This window comes from Terasakiella sp. 4MB5A, assembly GCF_050058155.1.
GTDB classification, from domain to species: Bacteria; Pseudomonadota; Alphaproteobacteria; order Rhodospirillales; family Terasakiellaceae; genus Terasakiella; species Terasakiella halodenitrificans.
This window is the reverse complement of record NZ_CP188815.1, coordinates 3,033,697-3,051,926: the sequence shown is the minus strand read 5'-3', so window position 1 is coordinate 3,051,926 and position 18,230 is coordinate 3,033,697. Positions and strand designations below refer to the sequence as shown.

Here is an 18,230-nt window from a genome sequence, read left to right as displayed (position 1 = left end):
ATTTTTCTGTTCGCGTTAACCTGTTTCATAAAGGGATAGCAATAAATTCGTGAAGGTTTTCTATGACGAGCGATACAACAGTCCAATATTGCAAGAAATGTCTCGAACCGAATACCCGCCCTTATAGCGTTTTTGATGATGAAGGTGTTTGCCTGCCGTGTCGCTATTACGAAAAACATGATCAAATAGATTGGAAAGCCCGCCTAGAAGAACTGGACCGTATCGCTGAATGGGGTCGGGCGCGTAATGTGTCGGGATATGATTGTTTGATCCCGGTAAGTGGTGGGAAGGACAGCCATCGTCAGGCGATTTATTGTCGTGATAATTTGGGTTTGAAACCTTTACTCGTAAGCTGCGCTTATCCTCCAGAGCAGCAGACTGAACGAGGTGCATATAATATGGAAAACCTGATTAACCTCGGGTTTGATTGTATTTATGTCAGTCCCAGTCCTGAGACGTTTCGAAAACTTGTAAAGTTATCCTTTTTCAAATACGGAAATTTATATAAAGCGAGCGAGTTGTGCCTCTATACCGTAGGGGCGCGAACAGCAATCAATTATCATATTCCGCTAACGATATATGGTGAGAACCCGGCCTTGCAGTGGGGCAGTGGCGGTGGCTCATTATCTGGTGATGGAAATAACCTGCGCGATAACAATACATTGCAAGGCGGTGATATGTCATGGATTTTGGAAGAGGCAAGTTTCGATCAACGGCATTTGTTTTGGTATAATTATCCAGATCAGGAAGACATTGTTCGCGCCGGGTTACGCATGATTTATCTGGGTTATTATGTCCGTGATTTTAATGATTTTCAGAACGCAGCGGTGGCAATGGCACATGGCCTGAAAATACGACCGCAGGAAGATGAAAATCTGCGCCAACTCGGGCAAATTTATGGGTATACGGCCCTCGATTGTGATTTTATCGCGGTTAACCAATTGATGAAATACGTGAAGTTGGGATTTGGCAAAGCATTGGAACAATGCAGCGGTGCGATCCGGGCTGGTTATATGAGCCGTGATGAAGCCGTTGAGTTGAACGCCCGTTATGATGGCCAGTGTGGAGAGGACTATATTAAAAATTTCTGCACCTATATCGATGTTTCAGAGGAAGAATTCTGGAGTGTGTTGGAGGGATATCGCAATCCTGATCTGTGGGAACCGGAAGGGAACGGCTGGCGCCTGAAGTTCCCGGTGCCGAAGTAAGGTGTAACGGGATGTTTGTTGTTTATAAAAAACGAAAATTGAATCTGAGTATAGTCGATTATGGAATGGGCAATACGGGCTCAATTAAAAATGCCTTCAAAGCGATTGGTGTATCGGCACGTGTTGCTTTGTCGGTTGATGAACTTTACGAAAGCGATGGCATTATTTTGCCCGGGGTTGGTGCTTTTGGGGATGCCATGCGAAATATTCGTAAGTTTGATTTGTTCGAACCTTTGAACGACTTAGCCTTAAACATCAAAAAACCGATTTTAGGGATTTGTCTTGGGCAGCAAATTATGGCTCATGGTTCAGAAGAAGATGAAAGTGTGACGGGGTTTGGCTGGATTGAGGGTCAGGTGCGTCGTTTTGATCCGACTAAAGTCCCTAGCATTCCTCATGTTGGATGGTCTGATGTGACGGTTACGGGGAGGGATGAGGTACTCTTCCACGAAGCTAAGCCAGAGGATAAATATTACTTCACCCATTCATTTGCGCTCTATTGCAACCCTTCATCGGTTGGAAGTTTATGCCAGTATGGAGGAGAGTTTGTTGCGAGTGTCCGTAATGAGAATATTTTTGCAACTCAATTCCATCCTGAAAAAAGTCAATTTGCAGGAAGTCGAATTTTACGCAATTTCGCCGCCTTTTGTTCTCAGAAAGCGATAGAGGATCAGGCTCATGCCCAGTAAACGCGTTATTGCCAATATTATTCTATATCAAGGAATGGCGGTACAGAGTATTGGTTTTGAACGATATTTGCCAATCGGAAAGCCTGAAGTTGCGGCCCGTTTTTTGAGCGAATGGGGGGCTGATGAAATTGTCCTTTTGGATATTGAAGCATCTATACAGGGACGAACGATAGATCCAGATGTGGTTGAACGCACAGCAGCCGGTTGTTTTGTTCCGTTAGCCGTTGGGGGCGGTTTACAGAATGTCGAGCAGATGCAAACCATGTTACGCCATGGTGCGGATAAAATTGTTGTAAATACGGCTATTCACAAGGATCGGGCAGCTTTGCGGGCAGCGATTGATGTTTTAGGCAGCCAGTGTCTGGTTGCCTCCATTGATGTCCGTAAGCAAGATAATTCATGGGAAGCTTATGTGGCGAATGGGAAAAATAAGATTGCGCTCTCTCTTTCCCAAATTGTAAAGCAGGTCGTAGATAATGGTTTTGGTGAGCTCATGATCAATTCGATTGATCGAGATGGGCGACAAAATGGTTATGATCTCGATTTAATTGATGCCGTGGGGAAAGAATTGCCTATTCCGCTTATATGTGTTGGCGGGGCGGGGCATCCAAACCATATGATCGAAGCTATTTCAATGCCTTGTGTTTCTGCTGTGGCAGCCGCAAATTTTCTTCATTATCAAGAACATTCGATCGCAGTGATTAAAGGGTTAATGAGAGAAAAAGGCATAGATATCCGACATGGGTCGCAGGCTGATTATCGCGAAAGTGTTCATGATGAACGTGCGCGGATAAGCAAAATTGATGATTGCACGCTGGATTCCGGTGTGTTTGAATATTTGCCGGATGAAAAATATGATTTATTGTAAGCGTTGTTTATATCCTGCCAATCACCCTTTGGGGATTACCTTTGATAAAGACGGGGTATGCAGTGGGTGTCGCGTTCACGAGGAAAAAGTTACCTTGGACTGGGGCGCGAGATTTCAACGACTTAAGAAAATTACGGAAAGTTTTAAACGACAGACTTACCCCGGATATGACTGTATTGTACCAGTTAGCGGTGCGCGGGATTCTTACTTTATCGTTCATACTGTTAAAAATGTTTTGGGGTTAAATCCGTTACTCGTCGGCTATAATGCGCATTATAATACGCATATGGGAATTCGTAATCTTGCCTATTTGCGAACGGTCTTTGATTGCGATTATTCTGAAATGGTTGTCGCCCCTCAGACGGTTCAGCGTATTAGTCGTGAAACTATGCGCAAGATGGCAAGCTTTCATTGGCATGTTTTGGCAGGGCAGACGGTTTGGCCGGTGCAGGTGGCTGTTCGCCTCAGGATACCCTTGATTATTTGGGGGGCTCACCAAGGGGTCGATCAAGTTGGAATGTATAGCCACGAAGACGAAGTGGAGATGAGCCGAAAATATCGATGCGATCATGATCTTCTGGGTGTGGAAGCGGAAGACCTTGTCGGTTTGACAGAAAATTTGCGCGAAGACGAAATTCGTCCCTATATGTATCCAAGTAACCGTGAATTATCAAAAGTTGGCGTACGTGGTATTTATCTTGGAAATTATATTCCTTGGGATACGAAACGCCAGCATGAGGAAATGATAGCAGCTTATGAATACGAGACAATGGCGCAACAGCGTACGTTTGATACTTATAATGATGTGAACTGTCAGCATTATTCAGGTTACCATGATCTTATAAAATTCCAGAAATGGGGATATGGAAAGGTGACAGATCATGCCTGTCGGGAGTTACGATGGAATCGTCTTAGTCGACCAGATGCCATAAACAAAGTACTTCAATATCAGGATGTTGAACCGCAAGATAAATCTGTTTTACTCAACTGGATCGGTATGAGTGAGCGTGAAGAGCAAGCTTGCGTTAATCGTAACCGGGACCGACGTATTTGGGACCTAAATCTGGCCGGTGAGTGGGAGTTAAAGGATCATATTGCGCGTCACGAAAATGATGATGGCTGCGATAATGTCGCATTACCTCAACCTGTTGGGAATTGTGCGTTTGTTCGCACGCCATCGCGTAATGAGAATAGAGATAACCGGGACTATGTTTTAATTGATCCCGGTTATTCACATGATCATCCGGCTGTTACGCGTAAGCCGATCTAAGAATTATGTTGAGTTAGAGGAAATTAGCAAGGCCCAGCTTTTGGGTTCGAGAAAGAACTTGATAAGAGGCTTGTAACGCACGGTCAATATCCAGAAGCTCAGTTGTGGCTTCCAGCATGTCAATGTCTTCGATCTGGGAAATATTGTTTTCCATAAAACCGATGGTGCGCTTTTCCCGGTCAATTGAATTTTTAATTTGCGTCTGTTGAAAAGCCGTATTGAAACGGAGTTGTTCAATACTGGAGATGTCTTCAGCACCATAAGGCGGTGTGCCGTCTGTTGGGAAATCCAAGGCGGAGTCCAAGAGCCAGATCGCATCATCGGCTCTGCCTGTGTTTTGATCCAGACCACCGGCTGTGCCAAATTGACCTTGCGCTATGACAGCAAGTGCCCGAATAGCTTTATCAAATGCCGGGTTTAAGCCATTGACATTTAAGTCAATAACGCGATTTTCATCAATCCTGTGTTGGGTTTCCATAAGGTCACCGTTGTAGTAATTACTGACATTAATCGTGCCAGCTTCCGGCCCGGCAGCCGTTGCGGTTTTTTCATTAACGGTAATCGAACTGCCATCAGCACTTACGGCACTGATTGTAACGGTCATTGTATTGTTACCGGAACCTGAGGCAATTTCCAGTGTAGATGGGATTTCAACGTTACTGAATGTGCCGGCCCCACCGGCCGCTGTGATGGTTGTACCGGCATAGGTCATGGTATCGGCAATGACGATATCAGGGTTTGACCCGCGTTTAATGGTAAAGGTATCTGCAGAGGCCTCATCTGTAAGGTCTTTACGTTTTACCCGAATATGCCCGGCTGTTGTATCAACAGAAGCAATCGTCCATGTTCCGTCATTTGATGTGCCACCTGAGACGGCGATGTCATCGCCAACTTTGAAGTTGGCATAGTCAGCGGCGGCATACCCGGCAGCTGTGACTTGCATATACTGGTTGTTTCCAGTACCCCCCAAAGTGAACGTGAAATTATCAGAAACACCAAATTCAGCAATATGGGCATCGCGTGATTCAGGATATTTTGTGGTGTCCCCGTTCCATTTCGTTTGAAATGCCTCAAGATTACTGCCCAAACCTAAATCGACAGGAGCTTGCGATGTTCGCGAACCCGAAAACAAATAGCGACCGGCAATTGTTTCATTCATAAAGCCTTCAATGTCGCGCAGGGCTTGATAGGCGAATTTTTGAACAAGTTCCACTTGCTCAGCATCTCGGCGTTCACCACTGGAATAGTCGGATATCATATCGTACATATTGCGAATTGTATCTTCAATCCCGACAAGGGCAATGTCCTGAGTTTGCAGACGAAGGTCGACAACCTGATTATTGTCGATGAATTTTTGAGACTGGGCAGATAAATGTTCCAGACGAACCAAGCGTTCCGACTGGGAAGGGATGCCCGCGTATTCTTGGGTTTTCTTTTCCGTTGCAACTGCGATTTGAGCGTCGAACAAATTACTTTGCAGCTTGAACAAGTGAGAGTTCAAAAGCTGGTGGTGGGCAAAATTTGCAAGTCGGTTTACCATCTTTCTATCTCCTATCTCACTGCGTTTTCAAGAGTTTCGAACATGCCCTGAATAACGCTGATGACACGTGCAGCGGCTGAATAAGCTTGTTCATAGAGGATTAATTGTGACAGTTCTTCATCCAGATTGACACCTTTTTGTGTGTCAGATCGGTTTTTCAAGCTGTTGACCAGAGATTCCTGAATTTCGACATCCAGTTCATTATTGGATGCTTTTGAAGAGTTTAATGCCAGAATGGAGGAGGTGTACTGATGGAATGTTTCTGACACCTGACTCAGACCACCTGCACCATCAAAAGATTGTGCATTGTTGAAGGTTGAGGCGAGTTCACTCGCAACTTTATTGTCACCGGCACTGACATAATATTGACCTCCGGTGCCAAGGGAGGCATCCCAACGCACGATCCCGCGTGATATATTACCAGGTGTGCTGGCTAAATCGTCACGTACCCTTAAGGTGGAGGCTGTGCGAACGTCGGAAACCTTAAACCCTGTATTACTGATGAAATTTCCGCTTTCCTGAACAATTTCCATATTGTTCCCTGCGACATTGGTAAAACGTAATCGTTTACCATCGCCTTCGGAGATTACAGTGGCGCGTACCCCGATATTGGCATTGTTGACCAATGTTGCCATATTATCCAGAGAACCTGAAAGGGAGAGGGAACCAAGACTGGTTAGGCCCCCGCCGGAATTATCATAAAATGTTAGCGTGGTGCCGCTTTCTGAATAATTGGGGGAAAGAATGCCTGTGTCCCAGATATTCTGACCCAAATCTTCGGTGTAAAAATCATTCAAGCCAAAGAAATCAGAGAAACCTTGATGGGTTCCGGTTACCTTTGTTCCGTCGCCGTAGAAATTGATTGTGGCGTCTGCTCTGTCTGAGCCGGCTGTCGTACCTGTTTCATCACGGAAACTGAGGAACTTTGTTGTATCACTCATGGTGATTTGCAGTTTGCCATCGACAAATTGGGCAGTTCCGCCGCCAGCGTTGGCATTCAGCCAGTTGTTAATTGTTGTGGCAGTCTGATCCAATGTCCAAGGGGCCGCACCATGGTCTGCGGTCAATTGCGTTGTTAAAGAGACCGAAGCAACCTGATTGCCATCGCCATCCATAACAGCCATACGAGTATCCCCGCTGCCAAAGGCAATGCGTTGTGAGGCAGAGGCAACAAATGCGGTGGACCCTTGCATGGATTGTGAACCAGGGAAAGCCATCCCGCGGTTGTGTGCGGCGTTAATTTGATCGCGCAAAGCCCCCGCAAGTTCATCCAATTCTGATTGCAGGCCCGTCAAAATATCGTCGCGCATTTCAACCAACCCGGCAAGTTTTCCGCCTTGCAAGTCGTTGGTTATATCGTTTGCTAAAACGGCGGCGCCTGCATAGATACCGGAAAAATCACCTTCTTCATGTGTGGTGACGGCACTGACACTTGCCCCTAAGTTATGCGTCAGATCAACGGCTTCTTGATCAACGAGAACGCGCCCCCCTTTTGTGAAGACGGAATATTCACCGTTGGAACGGGGGAAATAGGTAATATCGATGATTTCTGATAAGGCATTCAGGGCCAGATCCCGTTTATCTTCAAGGGCGGAGACATCGTTATTTGCAACATTATTGCGCACGATTTTATGGTTGAGATCCGCGATCTCTTTTAAATAATTTTCCGCCTCTTTGACGGCCTGGTGAATATCGTCATCGGCTTGTTTGCGCAAATCCTGAATGACATCAGACATATCCTGTAATTGTTGAGATGTGTTTTCTGCCCAACGGATAACCTCGCTTTGTTCCAGAGAACGTTCAGGCGTAACGGAGAGGGCCTCTAAAGCTGAACTGAGTTTTGAAATTGTATGGGCAAGGGAGCTGTTGTCACCGGGGGCACCGAATAATTCCTGCATTCGGCTATAATATGTCAATTGTGATTTAATAGCGTAGAGCTCGGATTTTTCATCGCGTACGTCTTTTAAAAGCCCTTCATCTACCGCTCGGCTGACATCAGCGATATTCACGCCTGCACCGACACCGGCGAGAACGTTCGTTTCAAAATTTACGATCTTGCGTGAATAGCCTTCGGTATTGGCATTGGCGACGTTATCGGAAACGGTTCCCAGCGCTGATTGCGTGGCTAAAAGACCACCGGCGGCGACGTGTAGGGCATGAGTAATTGACATATCTATCTCCCTTGTTTTCTACAAGGCCTGTCTTACAAAGTTTCGTTCAAAGAAATCGGTGACGTGGCTTCTCCACGTTTACCGACATTTGCATCTTTGGCATAAGTGCCGGAATGCGGAGTCATTTGTTTGGCAACATCTGCAAATTTCAGCAAAACCCGACGATTTGTATCAATGTTCAGTTTTAACATGCGTGCATTGTGGGCGATCAACTCGTCCATTTCCTGGCTCAGTTCTTTTAAGGTTGCACGCACATGTTCATCGACTTTTGCAAATGCGTTGACGTCACGTTGAATGCCACGGGTATGACGTTCATAAAGGCGGCTGAGTTTATCTTTGTCAGTCACGGTTTCTGCAAGTACTTTTGGGTTTTGTGCGTCCAGCGCATCATTTTCCTTTTGAAGGATTTCGATCATACGCTCGCAGATATAAATCAGTTCGTTAACGCGTTCTGACATTTCCATAATTATAGTCCTTCCTGTGCGCGTAAGAGTTGGCGCTCGACGTGATCGGCCAAACCAATCCCACCTGATTTTGCAAGCGATTTACCGTATTCACTGACCAGCATGCTTTGCCACATTTTTTCAGCATGACCACCGCCAAAAGGCTCGCTTGCTTGGATCCCTTCGAACATCGGTTGCAGCATCTGGCTTAGAAATTGTGCTTCGAAATCGACAGCGGTCTCATGAATTTTACGTTTTTGTAAAACATCGACTTGTGTCGGGTCTTTGAGTTGCTGTGCGTTCAGGGTTTCAGCAAAGGTTTTGCCTTGGCTGTTCGCATTACTTGCAAGACCGGCCAATCCCCGTTTTGCCTGTGCATCCTGAAAGGCAACTTGTGCCTGACTGAGGAGGGAAAGATCGCTCATTACATCACCTCGATTTCAGCTTGCAAGGCACCGGCGGATTTGATCGCCTGTAAAATTGTGATTAAATCACGCGGACCAATACCCAATGCATTCAGACCATTGACCAATTCTTGTAAGGAGACGCCATCGTCCAGAACGGTCATTTTTTTGTCTTTACCTTCATCGGCGTCAATGGCGGTCCGGTCCACAGTTGTGGTGGTTCCTGTTTGTGCAAACGGCCCAGGTTGCGAGACTTGTGGTGTTTCGGTGATCCGAATGGTCAAGCTTCCTTGGGCGATGGCAACTGTGCTGATACGTACGCTTTCACCCATAACAATTGTGCCGGTTGTTTCGTCAATGACGACACGGGCCATTTGATCAGGGTCGACGCGTAATTGTTCAATATCGGTCAAGAGATTGACAACATTGCCGTCGTAACTGTCCGGGATATCCAGTTGTACGGTACCAGGGTCGGTCGGGCGTGAAGAGCTGCTGCCCAAAAAGGCGTTGATTGCCTGTGAAATGCGGCGCGCTGTGGTGAAATCAGGGTTGCGCAAGGACAATTTGACATCTTCCATTTGCGCCATTTCAAAATTCAGTTCGCGTTCAATAATGGCACCACTTGCAATTCGACCTGATGTCGGGACACCTTTTGTAATCGTTTCAGCGGCACCGCCAGCGGTGAAACCGCCAACTGCCAATTGCCCTTGGGCGACTGCGTAGACTTCGCCATCTGCACCGATTAACGGCGTTACCAGAAGGGTTCCACCCAGCAGGCTTTTTGCATCACCAAGTGCACTTACCGTCACATCAAGGCGGGAGCCCTGACGCGCAAACGGTTTTAAAGAAGCCGTTACCATTACGGCAGCTACGTTTTTACTGTCCAGACCGTCTTCGGTTGATTTCACGCCGAGGCGTTCCAGCATGGACAGGAGGCTTTGTTTGGTAAAGTGCCCGTCCGCAAGTCCATCGCCTGTGCCGTTGAGACCGACAACAAGGCCATACCCGACAAGCATGTTGTCGCGTACACCTTCAAAGGTGACGATGTCTTTAATCCGCGAAGAGGCGTGTGTGTCAACAGAACTTAACAAAAGGCCAAATCCGACCAACAGGGCAAGGCCCAAGTGGAAGGTGCTGTCTTTTGCGCTCTTAAGCACTGTTATGGTTCTCTTTATGACGGCAGTCATGGTTTTCTCATCTCTTAGCCATTGTCATATTATGACTTAACTTTATGTAAGTCGTCTTTGTTACGATTTAACTAAGCAATTTCGATGCCAGAAAAATAATTTGATAAAATGAAATAAAAACAAATGGTTATTTTTATTCAAGGGCGGTGTTTTTTTAAGTTTAACTGCAGAAAAGGTCTGATACGGAAAGATTTGCCGGGTGAGAAAAAGGCCAGCTTGTGAAAAGAACAAGCTGGCCTGCTGTGTAAATTCAGTTGAAAAAAAGAAAGGCTAACGTTTCAGGTCGCGTGCCACCTGACTCATTTCATCAATGGTTTTGAAAGAGGTCGACCCGATATTGTATGCTTTTTGCGTCAAGATCATTGAGGTAAATTCATCCGCCATATCCACGTTTGAAATTTCACGTGCGTTTGGAACGAATTGCCCAGCCCCTTGTCCGCCAGCCGTTCGAATGACCGGTTCGCTGGTTGTTCCTGACAGGCGATAGACGTTGCCGTTAATCGGGTCCAGTGAATTGGGGTTGGTGAAGGTGGCCAATGGCAACTTGTAAATCGGTCGGGTGGTGGCATCGGCAAAATGTCCGATGATTTCCCCGGCATCATTAAAGGTGACATGATCCAGACGGGCGTTGGAACGACCATTGAAATCGTAATGCCCTTCGACCAACTGACCGGAGGCATAATTGGTGACATCGGAAATATCCAATGTAAAGGTCGGGCCTGTCCCTGCACTGGCAATTTCCAGATTGAGCGGGGATTGTAAACGACCGCTCCCGTCAAAATTTACCGTTAAGACGGTTGGTGTCCCATCAGCAGAAGCTGCATCAATAGACAGAGGAACGCCGTTTTCCAGAACTTCCAGCGAATATTTGTTTTCTTGTGCAGAAGCCACCGTTCCATCATTGGCGATGGAGGTCTGGGTAATGGCCCCGACTGCGGCAGCGACTTCTGTCATTGAGGCCAGATCAAAACTAAAGGCTTCGTCATAACTGCCACTGCCTTGTACCGTCACAGATGTTGGGGTGCTGGTAATAGCGCCGGTGAGCGGGTCAAACGTGACGGTTAAGCTGTTGGTCGTGCCGTCGCCGGACCCATCAATACTTTGTGCATCAGTCCCTTCTAGAACCTGTAATTCCCATTCATTGGGGTTGGCTCCTTTTGTCCAAGTGACATTGAAGTCTTTTTCATAACCACGGTTGTTATAGGCTGTAACCTCATTGGTTTCTGTGAAACCGGCAGGCTGCCCACCGGGTAAAGCCCAAGTCGGTGTCATGGTTTGGGTATGCCCACCCAGTACGATATTTGACCAACGCAATTGGAAGGATGTGGAATTCCCATCGGCGTCAAAGGTTTTGATAAAGGTCGACTCGTTATATCCGACAGCAGCATCAGACGGAACGTTCAGACCCACTTCGGCCGTGGTGGTGGCTTCCCCATTTGATGTAAAGGTTTCCGGGTCAATTCGGATGGGGCCAAGGGATCCTGCATCGGTCGGGAAGGTGGATTGATCGGCGTTGACCGGCCAGCCTTGTACGTAATACCCGTTCTTATCGACCAGATATCCTTCACGGGTGGACACGGTATTGCCGTTGATCGTTGTCGTAATTTCATCGCCCAGGGCCATGCCCAACATGCCGTCGCGACCATAATAGGTTGGCCCGCTGCCATCAAGTTGGGTATTGAGCACGAAAAAGCCGTTGCCATTAATGGCGACATCTAGATTGCTGTCGCTTCCAAGCAGTTGGCCTTGTTGATCGACGAGTGTCCGGGTTATGCCGTTCACCCCACCGATATCGCGGTTGCTGCCATAGGTTTGCGCGACCATTGTATAGAAATTGGTTTCGCTTCGTTTATAGCCCCCTGTATTCAGGTTGGCTAAGTTCACGCCTATGGTCTCCATAGCCTTGCTCTGGGCCATCATCGCACCAACAGGCGCGGCGAATAATCCAAGCAAACTCATTTCAAGTCTCTTTTCTTTTTCAATTTACACAGTGGGTACAATAACCCGATAAATTATAAGCAAAGGCTGTGCCATTATATAAGTTGCTGATAAATAAATGAAAAAGATAATTTAATCAGGGAAATAACGCACCAGAGGGCAAGAGTTGCCGGGCAGACTTTCCCTACTTGTCTAGGGGGCGCAAATAAGTTAACGAGGAACAAAAAAATAGGCTATACTGCACAGGCTAAAGTAATGAATAGGATGCCAAGATGAAGATTTCTAATGTCGGGTCGAGTAAACCGACCCAGAAAGGACAGAAAAAAGGCAGTGTTGGTAAGTCGAGTGAGTTTTCATCCCATCTCGGACGGACGAGCAGTGCAAGTAGCTCTCATGTAGAACTGTCAGAAGTCAATCCGGTTGCATCCATGGATTCTATCCTGTCCATTCAGGAAGTCGGGGATGCAACGGAAGAAGAAAACCGTCGGGCCCTGTATCAACGCGGCGAGGATATCCTTGATCGCCTTGCTGAAATCCAGCGCGAAATTCTGTCTGGAGCAATCTCGGTTGAGCGTTTGCAAAACCTTGCACAGTTGTTGCGCAATAGACGCCAAAGCGTTGATGACCCGCAATTGCAGCAAATTATTGATGAAATTGAATTGCGTGCTGAGGTCGAAATCGCCAAATGGGGCCGGGCTAAAAAATAGCCGGTATTAAATCGTATTTCCTAACCTATTATAATTGCAGCAAAAAATAAACTTACAACTCATCGAAGAAAATTGCTTGCGATATTGTGAGAGTCTTTCTATATTGCGCGCAATTTAGCAGGATGCCTACGTAAGTTAGGGGGTAACGGGATGACCGTCACTTTGGCAGAAGATTATAAGCCGTCTGATGACGAAGAGTTTATGAATGAAAACATGAAAGAGTATTTTCGTCAGAAACTCTTGTCATGGAAGGAAGAACTCATTCGTGAATCGAATGAGACGTTGGAACACCTTCAACACGAAAACAATCAAGCGCCGGATTTAGCCGATCGTGCCTCAATGGAAACGGATCGTGCTCTGGAATTGCGAACACGTGATCGTGCGCGTAAGTTGATCAACAAGATTGACGCCGCACTAGACCGCATTTCTGATGGCAGTTATGGATATTGCGAAGAAACGGATGAACCGATCGGTATTCGCCGTCTGGAAGCCCGTCCAATTGCGACATTGAGTATCGAGGCGCAAGAACGTCACGAACGAATGGAAAAAACACATCGCGACGATTAAGCGTAACGATATGGAATTTATAAAAGGGGATGCCGGGTTGGTATGAATTCTATGATTGAGGAAGTGATTTTTTAATTTCAATTATAGAAAAGCTGTTTTGCCTTTTCTGTTGAGAATGGCAAAACAGCTTTTCTGTAACGTTTTTGCAACTTAGAGTTATCTCTCTGTTGTGAAGAAATCTCGAGCTTTTGATCCTACATACCAAGTAAGACCTTTGTTAGCTGAAAAACCAATTATTATTCCAATACCAAAGGGTATAGATTTTTCAACTGCTTTGCGTGTAAATGTAATTCCAACTTTTTTAAAAATTTCTTTCACTGCCTGTAGTGTAGCACCTTTAAGGTGCTGTTGAACTAGTTTCGAAAATGCTTTTTTCCCTATAGTGTTGCCACCGCTTTTAGCGGCTTGGCTTATAGAACCCAGCCCTGCAATTATATAGCAAAGCCGTCTTTTCTCTTCGTCTAAAATATCGTGACCGTAAACTGTTGCAAGGGCCATAGTCATTTCGATTTGAAATTTAATGCAAGCAATGGCATCTGCTGCGGCTCCCCCGGTGATTGCAACGGCAGTCCCGATACCTGGAATAATGCTTGTTACTGCAGTCGTACCACCTGAGAACGCGGAATAATAACTGTAGTTTGAAATAATTTTATCTGAAACAAGTTTCCGAATTTCATTTTCTGTTTTATCAGGTTTATCTTTTTTAAATTTTTCCAATAAATTTACAGTTTCTTGTTTTATGTCTTCAGGCTTTGCGAGTACCATTTCTACGGCTTGGAGAAATTTCGGTTTGTTGTGGTTGGCTTCGGTATTTATATGGTCGACTTGAGTATTCATGTTCATATCTTTATTTTATGTTGCCTAGATGTGAGTGTATAATATTATAATGCTCGACGCCTATTAAGTTGTTCTATTCTCTGCCTTTAAGGTGCAGCCAAAGAAAATTTGGTACAAGTTCTACGACTGCATTCCAATGATCAGGTTTATTTGTGGAGCATCCTAAAGATGCCTGCATTACTTCAATTCTACTATTAATTATAAACTATGGTAAAGTGAAAAATAGTAAGGATATTCACTTTTTAAGATGTACCATCATATAAGCCAGCATTTCACAGTTTTGGCATTCGATTTAAAAATTAAAACAGTTAATTTATTTTCTTAAATCGCGGCTTCATCGTAAAAAGTGGGCTAGTAACTTATTTTAAATGAGGCATCCTCGGAATTGAAAATTACTTCGACAAGGGCTGGAGTGCTTGTGTTTTTCGTTTGGGAAACGGGGCGTTTTCTAAATAGGCATTGATCTTTACGTTTAATTCGGTCTTATTTTTAATTGTTTATGTGATCTGTTCAGCATGGGGGCCGTAAGTCATGGCACTGAAACCATATGCGCGCCCGGACGTGCGCAAAGAAGATATTGCCGCTGTTTGTGAGGTTCTGACAAGTCAATTCCTGACAACTGGCCCCAAGGTGCCTGAACTGGAAGACCTGTTTGCCCAAAAAGTTGCTGCCAAACAGGCGGTGGCTTGTTCCAATGGGACAACGGCGTTGCATTTAGCTTCAATGGCGATTGGGTTGAAGCCGGGAGACAAGGTGATCGTTCCGGCCTTGACTTTTTTAGCGACAGCAAACGCGGTGCGTATGTGCGGAGCAGATGTTGTCTTTTGCGACGTGGATAGCGAAACCGGTCTTGTGACACTGGATCATATCCGCGAGGCAGAAGCGCGCGGTGGTGCGGGAATTGTTGCAGTTTATCTTGTGCATATCGGCGGTCATTGTGTCGATATGCAAGAAATTAGCAACTATGCGCGTAAAAAGGGTTGGAAAATTGTTGAAGATGCCTGCCATGCCTTAGGGGGCACCAATCAGGGATATCCTGTTGGGGCTTGCGCTTATAGTGATCTTGCCTGTTTTTCGCTTCATGCGACCAAAAGCTTTACGGGTGGAGAAGGCGGGGTGGTGACGACAAATGATCCAGAGGTTGCTCAGCGTATGCGACGATTGCGCAGTCATGGTATGGAAGCCGACCCTGAAACAGGTCCATGGGCCTATGAAATGAAAGAGTTAGGCTATAATTACCGTTTAACAGACCTTCAGGCCGTGTTGGCGATTAGTCAGCTGATGCGTATGAAGGAAGTTGCACAGACCCGATCTGAGATTGTTGCACGTTATCGGGCAGCGTTGGATGGTATTTCTCCCTATGTTAAAAGTGTTTTACCCAGCGGAAATGGTGACCCTCTTTTACACCTTTTTCAAATCTTGATTGATTACAAGGGGGTTGGAAAAGGTCGTGCGCAGGTTATGAATGAATTGTCCGCGCGTGGGGTGGGAACACAGGTGCATTATATCCCTGTTTCGGACCAGCCTTATTATCAAAATCTTTATGGGGTGCAAAATTTACCTGGTGCCCATCGGTTTTATGATCGTGTTCTGGCTTTACCGCTTTATTGCGGACTGGCGGACCAGGATGTTGAAGATGTTATTGTTGCTGTTCGAGACGTTTTACTGTCATAAAAAAAGAAGGCCGAAGTCAGATGACCTCGGCCTTGAGTTTTCCTTGCGTCTTAGAGCGATAAGAGCTAGGGCATTAAAAGAGTTAGAACGGTGAGACGATATCCAAAATCTGCATCCCCCAACGCGGTTGTTGCAATTCGGAAACGTTGCCACGACCACCGTATGTGACGCGCATCTCAGCGATCTTTGTATGATCGATTGTGTTGGAAGATGAAATATCTTCGCGGCGGATGATACCGGTGATGTTCAATTCCCGCAGTTCATAATTGACCAATGTTTCCTGACGACCGTTAATCACCAAATTTCCATTCGGCAAAATTTGCGTAATAACGGCGGCAACGGTCAGGGTGATGGTTTCATCGCGGGCGATTTTGCCTTCGCCTTTGGTGGTGTGGTCGGTATCAAGGCTGACAGTTGATGTGTTGAGAACATTTGAGGAAACGACTTTGCTTAAGCCAGCTTCAAACCCGAACAAGTTGGTCAAGTTGCCGTCTTCAGTGTCATCGCGGGTACGTTCTGTTTTATTGTTGATGGTTGCTTTGTCTGAAATCGCAATGCTGACGGTCAAAATGTCGCCAACTGAATTGGCACGATTATCTTTAAAGAAGGCACGAGCCCCGCTGCGCCACAAGGAATTCGGGTTGACTGTCGCAACTTCCGGGGCGGGCATGGGCATGCTAACGGGTTGATAATCCGGGCGCTTGGTTGGGTTGACAATTTCTGTTGTTTTCGGACCGTCACCGACTTGAGAAAGGCGCGTGAAAAGATTGCAGGCCGAAAGGGATGACATCAAAAGAATGATGGCTGAAATACGGAGAATATTTCTAAATTTAAACATGTCTAGTCTCCTATAATTATGCTCTAAGACTGGGCTCAACGCGTAATATGATTTATTGGTTTAGGGCGAGTTGAGCGTGTTTGGCCGTAAGAGGTACGACCGTAACTGTTGAACTGCTCAGCACAATGGCATCGATAGTTCGTTTTGTTTTGGTATTGATAACGCGAATTGTTTCACCATCGGAGCCATTTTCCATGGCTTTGCCTTTGGAGGTCAGGGTCATCCCGGGCATTTGCAAAATAATCGTCACAACGCTGCCTTTGGGAACAACGATGGGGCGTTGTACATCGCGGGTGCGAATGGGGCGTTCAGCATGTAAAAGACGTTTTGGGGTCATCCCGATAATGTCTTGTGCATCAATCACGATATCGCGTTGTGTTTGATCGGCGCGAACTTTGATCCAGGTAATATCATTTTGTGAAATGACATCGCCTTTGCCTAAACGGTGAGACAAGGTCGGGATTTCCAACATGGAATGAACCTCTCCGGTAACGCGGATCTGTTGGACCGGGTTCATGCCTTTTTCCCCAATGCTGACCATTGCAGCAAAACGGTTTGTGCGACGGCTATAGCTGACATCATTGACTTGGACTTCTGCCATCAGGTCGCTGGGCACATGTACACGTAAGTTTTTATTGCTCAGTTCGACTTCCGGGTTGCTGGGTAGGTCATATCTGCCGAGTGCGTTTGTGATGGCATCGCGAATTTCATCTTTTTCAATAATGGCGCTCTCGCGATTGACGACGGTGCGCAGATCAGCAGACAGGGGACGCCATTGCAGGCCGTAAGCGCGGGCAATGCGATAAAGCCAGCGTGCATCAAAACTTGCGCGTCGCCCTGGTTTTGGGGCATAGGCAATTTTTGTATCGGCCTTATCCAGCGGAACGTTTGTGAAGAAATCGCCCAAGCGGATATAATTGCTGGAGACGGAAATATTTTCACGCAAGGAAACCGGATCGGCCTCACCAACAGCGAGCTTGTCTGTTTCTGCTTGTGTTTGCCAAGCGAAAAATAGAACGCTGAGCAAACTTAGAAAAAATATAAAGCGTTTCATGGTTTTACCCCTCCCTTATCGCATGTTGGACAGGGTGCCCATCATTTCATCGGAAGTGGAAATGACCTTGGAGTTCATTTCGTAGGCACGTTGTGCTGAAATCAGGTTGGTAACCTCGGAAACGGCATTGACGTTTGATGTTTCCAGAAAACCTTGCAGGATGGATCCGTAACCCGTTGTCGCCGGTGCAGCTGTGGAGGCCTGACCGGAAGCCGGTGTTTCTAAGTAATAGTTGGAACCTTCAGCGCTTAGACCTGCCGGGTTGGGGAAGTTTGCCAAGGTCAATTGACCGACGTTTTGGAGTTGGATTTGACCGTCGATTTTAGCCAGAACTTCACCGCTGGAGTTGATCGTGACGTCCACCGCATTGGCAGGGATGGTGAGACCCGGTTGTACCTGATAACCATCATGTGTAACTACTTCACCGTCGCCGTTTAATTGGAACGTACCATCACGCGTGTAGGCAGTTTGACCGTCCGGCAAGGTGATTTGGAAAAAACCGTTCCCTTGAATGGCGAGGTCGAACGTATTGTCTGTTGCCGACAGATTGCCTTGTTCGTGAATACGGTAAACGGAGGCCAGTTTTACACCAAGACCCAGTTGGACACCTGTTGGAACCACAGCGCCGTTGTCTGCCGATGTTGAGCCAGCGCGACGCAGGTTTTGATACAGAAGATCATGAAATTCTGTACGGCGGCGTTGAAAGGCCGTTGTGTTCATGTTGGCAAGGTTGTTGGAAATCACTTCAACATTTTGTTGTTGTGCCATCATGCCTGTTGCGCCGATGCTTAATGATCTCATTTTCTTACTCCTAAACTTATTCGCTCTAGTTCAG

17 protein-coding genes are annotated in these 18,230 nt (G+C 46.3%); 7 read left to right on the top strand and 10 right to left on the bottom strand.

Annotated features, from left to right (window positions below; genetic code table 11):
* Positions 1-62: 62 nt before the first annotated feature.
* From ACI0FF_RS14410 to ACI0FF_RS14395, 4 genes are read left to right on the top strand one after another with little or no spacing between them, the layout of a single operon-like run.
* Positions 63-1,208 (top strand): N-acetyl sugar amidotransferase, encoded by a 1,146-nt coding sequence (locus ACI0FF_RS14410; protein WP_419797484.1) that lies wholly within the window; start codon positions 63-65, stop codon positions 1,206-1,208.
* A gap of 11 nt (positions 1,209-1,219) precedes the next feature.
* Entirely contained in the window at positions 1,220-1,897 is a 678-nt protein-coding gene (hisH, locus tag ACI0FF_RS14405) for an imidazole glycerol phosphate synthase subunit HisH (RefSeq protein ID WP_419797483.1), read from the top strand.
* Positions 1,887-2,765 (top strand): imidazole glycerol phosphate synthase subunit HisF, encoded by an 879-nt coding sequence (hisF, locus tag ACI0FF_RS14400; RefSeq protein ID WP_419797482.1) that lies wholly within the window; start codon positions 1,887-1,889, stop codon positions 2,763-2,765. The genes hisH and hisF overlap by 11 nt, the downstream gene beginning before the upstream one ends.
* Positions 2,752-4,035, top strand: coding sequence for an N-acetyl sugar amidotransferase (locus tag ACI0FF_RS14395; RefSeq protein ID WP_419797481.1), 1,284 nt, complete (start codon positions 2,752-2,754; stop codon positions 4,033-4,035). The genes hisF and ACI0FF_RS14395 overlap by 14 nt, the downstream gene beginning before the upstream one ends.
* A gap of 13 nt (positions 4,036-4,048) precedes the next feature.
* On the opposite strand, the gene ACI0FF_RS14390 is transcribed toward ACI0FF_RS14395, so the two are convergent.
* The 6 genes from ACI0FF_RS14390 to ACI0FF_RS14365 form a co-directional block, all read right to left on the bottom strand.
* Positions 4,049-5,575, bottom strand: a complete 1,527-nt coding sequence (locus ACI0FF_RS14390) for a flagellin (protein ID WP_419797480.1) — start codon at positions 5,573-5,575, stop codon at positions 4,049-4,051.
* 11 nt (positions 5,576-5,586) lie between these two features.
* Positions 5,587-7,746 carry a flagellar hook-associated protein FlgK gene (gene flgK / locus ACI0FF_RS14385; protein WP_419797479.1) on the bottom strand — a complete coding sequence of 720 codons (2,160 nt, stop codon included), beginning with the start codon at positions 7,744-7,746 and terminating at the stop codon, positions 5,587-5,589.
* Between the two features lie 32 nt (positions 7,747-7,778).
* Complete coding sequence (gene flgN / locus ACI0FF_RS14380) at positions 7,779-8,210, bottom strand: flagellar export chaperone FlgN (protein ID WP_419797478.1); 432 nt, start codon at positions 8,208-8,210, stop codon at positions 7,779-7,781.
* Between the two features lie 2 nt (positions 8,211-8,212).
* Entirely contained in the window at positions 8,213-8,614 is a 402-nt protein-coding gene (locus ACI0FF_RS14375) for a rod-binding protein (protein WP_419797477.1), read from the bottom strand.
* The gene (locus ACI0FF_RS14370; RefSeq protein WP_419797476.1) at positions 8,614-9,750 is read right to left on the bottom strand and encodes a flagellar basal body P-ring protein FlgI; all 1,137 of its coding nucleotides are present in this window, start codon (positions 9,748-9,750) and stop codon (positions 8,614-8,616) included. Before ACI0FF_RS14370 ends, ACI0FF_RS14375 begins: the two co-directional genes overlap by 1 nt.
* A gap of 300 nt (positions 9,751-10,050) precedes the next feature.
* Positions 10,051-11,739, bottom strand: coding sequence for a flagellar hook-basal body complex protein (locus tag ACI0FF_RS14365; protein ID WP_419797475.1), 1,689 nt, complete (start codon positions 11,737-11,739; stop codon positions 10,051-10,053).
* A 251-nt stretch (positions 11,740-11,990) separates the two neighbouring features.
* On the opposite strand from ACI0FF_RS14365, the gene ACI0FF_RS14360 reads away from it, so the two are divergent.
* Together ACI0FF_RS14360 and dksA are read left to right on the top strand one after the other, a co-directional pair.
* Complete coding sequence (locus tag ACI0FF_RS14360; protein WP_419797474.1) at positions 11,991-12,425, top strand: flagellar assembly protein FliX; 435 nt, start codon at positions 11,991-11,993, stop codon at positions 12,423-12,425.
* A 150-nt stretch (positions 12,426-12,575) separates the two neighbouring features.
* Positions 12,576-12,992, top strand: a complete 417-nt coding sequence (dksA, locus tag ACI0FF_RS14355; RefSeq protein ID WP_419797473.1) for an RNA polymerase-binding protein DksA — start codon at positions 12,576-12,578, stop codon at positions 12,990-12,992.
* 156 nt (positions 12,993-13,148) lie between these two features.
* Here dksA and ACI0FF_RS14350 read toward each other — a convergent pair whose 3' ends face one another.
* Positions 13,149-13,829 (bottom strand): EcsC family protein, encoded by a 681-nt coding sequence (locus ACI0FF_RS14350; protein WP_188661748.1) that lies wholly within the window; start codon positions 13,827-13,829, stop codon positions 13,149-13,151.
* Positions 13,830-14,360: 531 nt separating this feature from the next.
* On the opposite strand from ACI0FF_RS14350, the gene pseC reads away from it, so the two are divergent.
* Positions 14,361-15,503: a UDP-4-amino-4,6-dideoxy-N-acetyl-beta-L-altrosamine transaminase gene (gene pseC, locus ACI0FF_RS14345; protein WP_419797472.1), complete on the top strand. Its 1,143-nt coding sequence runs from the start codon at positions 14,361-14,363 to the stop codon at positions 15,501-15,503.
* 82 nt (positions 15,504-15,585) lie between these two features.
* On the opposite strand, the gene flgH is transcribed toward pseC, so the two are convergent.
* Genes flgH through flgG form a run of 3 tightly spaced genes read right to left on the bottom strand, consistent with a single transcriptional unit; the run spans position 15,586 to position 18,196 of the window.
* Entirely contained in the window at positions 15,586-16,341 is a 756-nt protein-coding gene (gene flgH / locus ACI0FF_RS14340; protein ID WP_419797471.1) for a flagellar basal body L-ring protein FlgH, read from the bottom strand.
* A gap of 52 nt (positions 16,342-16,393) precedes the next feature.
* Positions 16,394-17,395, bottom strand: coding sequence for a flagellar basal body P-ring formation chaperone FlgA (gene flgA, locus ACI0FF_RS14335; protein WP_419797470.1), 1,002 nt, complete (start codon positions 17,393-17,395; stop codon positions 16,394-16,396).
* A gap of 15 nt (positions 17,396-17,410) precedes the next feature.
* The gene (flgG, locus tag ACI0FF_RS14330; protein ID WP_419797469.1) at positions 17,411-18,196 is read right to left on the bottom strand and encodes a flagellar basal-body rod protein FlgG; all 786 of its coding nucleotides are present in this window, start codon (positions 18,194-18,196) and stop codon (positions 17,411-17,413) included.
* Positions 18,197-18,230: the final 34 nt, after the last annotated feature.

What these genes read in the sequence shown, in the direction of transcription:
- flgG (WP_419797469.1), bottom strand. Translation starts at nt 18,196, where the DNA reads ATGAGATCATTAAGCATCGGCGCAACAGGCATGATGGCACAACAACAA.
- ACI0FF_RS14395 (WP_419797481.1), top strand. Translation starts at nt 2,752, where the DNA reads ATGATTTATTGTAAGCGTTGTTTATATCCTGCCAATCACCCTTTGGGG.
- ACI0FF_RS14390 (WP_419797480.1), bottom strand. Translation starts at nt 5,575, where the DNA reads ATGGTAAACCGACTTGCAAATTTTGCCCACCACCAGCTTTTGAACTCT.
- flgN (WP_419797478.1), bottom strand. Translation starts at nt 8,210, where the DNA reads ATGGAAATGTCAGAACGCGTTAACGAACTGATTTATATCTGCGAGCGT.
- hisF (WP_419797482.1), top strand. Translation starts at nt 1,887, where the DNA reads ATGCCCAGTAAACGCGTTATTGCCAATATTATTCTATATCAAGGAATG.
- flgK (WP_419797479.1), bottom strand. Translation starts at nt 7,746, where the DNA reads ATGTCAATTACTCATGCCCTACACGTCGCCGCCGGTGGTCTTTTAGCC.
- flgH (WP_419797471.1), bottom strand. Translation starts at nt 16,341, where the DNA reads ATGTTTAAATTTAGAAATATTCTCCGTATTTCAGCCATCATTCTTTTG.
- ACI0FF_RS14410 (WP_419797484.1), top strand. Translation starts at nt 63, where the DNA reads ATGACGAGCGATACAACAGTCCAATATTGCAAGAAATGTCTCGAACCG.
- ACI0FF_RS14375 (WP_419797477.1), bottom strand. Translation starts at nt 8,614, where the DNA reads ATGAGCGATCTTTCCCTCCTCAGTCAGGCACAAGTTGCCTTTCAGGAT.
- hisH (WP_419797483.1), top strand. Translation starts at nt 1,220, where the DNA reads ATGTTTGTTGTTTATAAAAAACGAAAATTGAATCTGAGTATAGTCGAT.
- dksA (WP_419797473.1), top strand. Translation starts at nt 12,576, where the DNA reads ATGACCGTCACTTTGGCAGAAGATTATAAGCCGTCTGATGACGAAGAG.
- flgA (WP_419797470.1), bottom strand. Translation starts at nt 17,395, where the DNA reads ATGAAACGCTTTATATTTTTTCTAAGTTTGCTCAGCGTTCTATTTTTC.
- pseC (WP_419797472.1), top strand. Translation starts at nt 14,361, where the DNA reads ATGGCACTGAAACCATATGCGCGCCCGGACGTGCGCAAAGAAGATATT.
- ACI0FF_RS14360 (WP_419797474.1), top strand. Translation starts at nt 11,991, where the DNA reads ATGAAGATTTCTAATGTCGGGTCGAGTAAACCGACCCAGAAAGGACAG.
- ACI0FF_RS14365 (WP_419797475.1), bottom strand. Translation starts at nt 11,739, where the DNA reads ATGAGTTTGCTTGGATTATTCGCCGCGCCTGTTGGTGCGATGATGGCC.
- ACI0FF_RS14350 (WP_188661748.1), bottom strand. Translation starts at nt 13,829, where the DNA reads ATGAATACTCAAGTCGACCATATAAATACCGAAGCCAACCACAACAAA.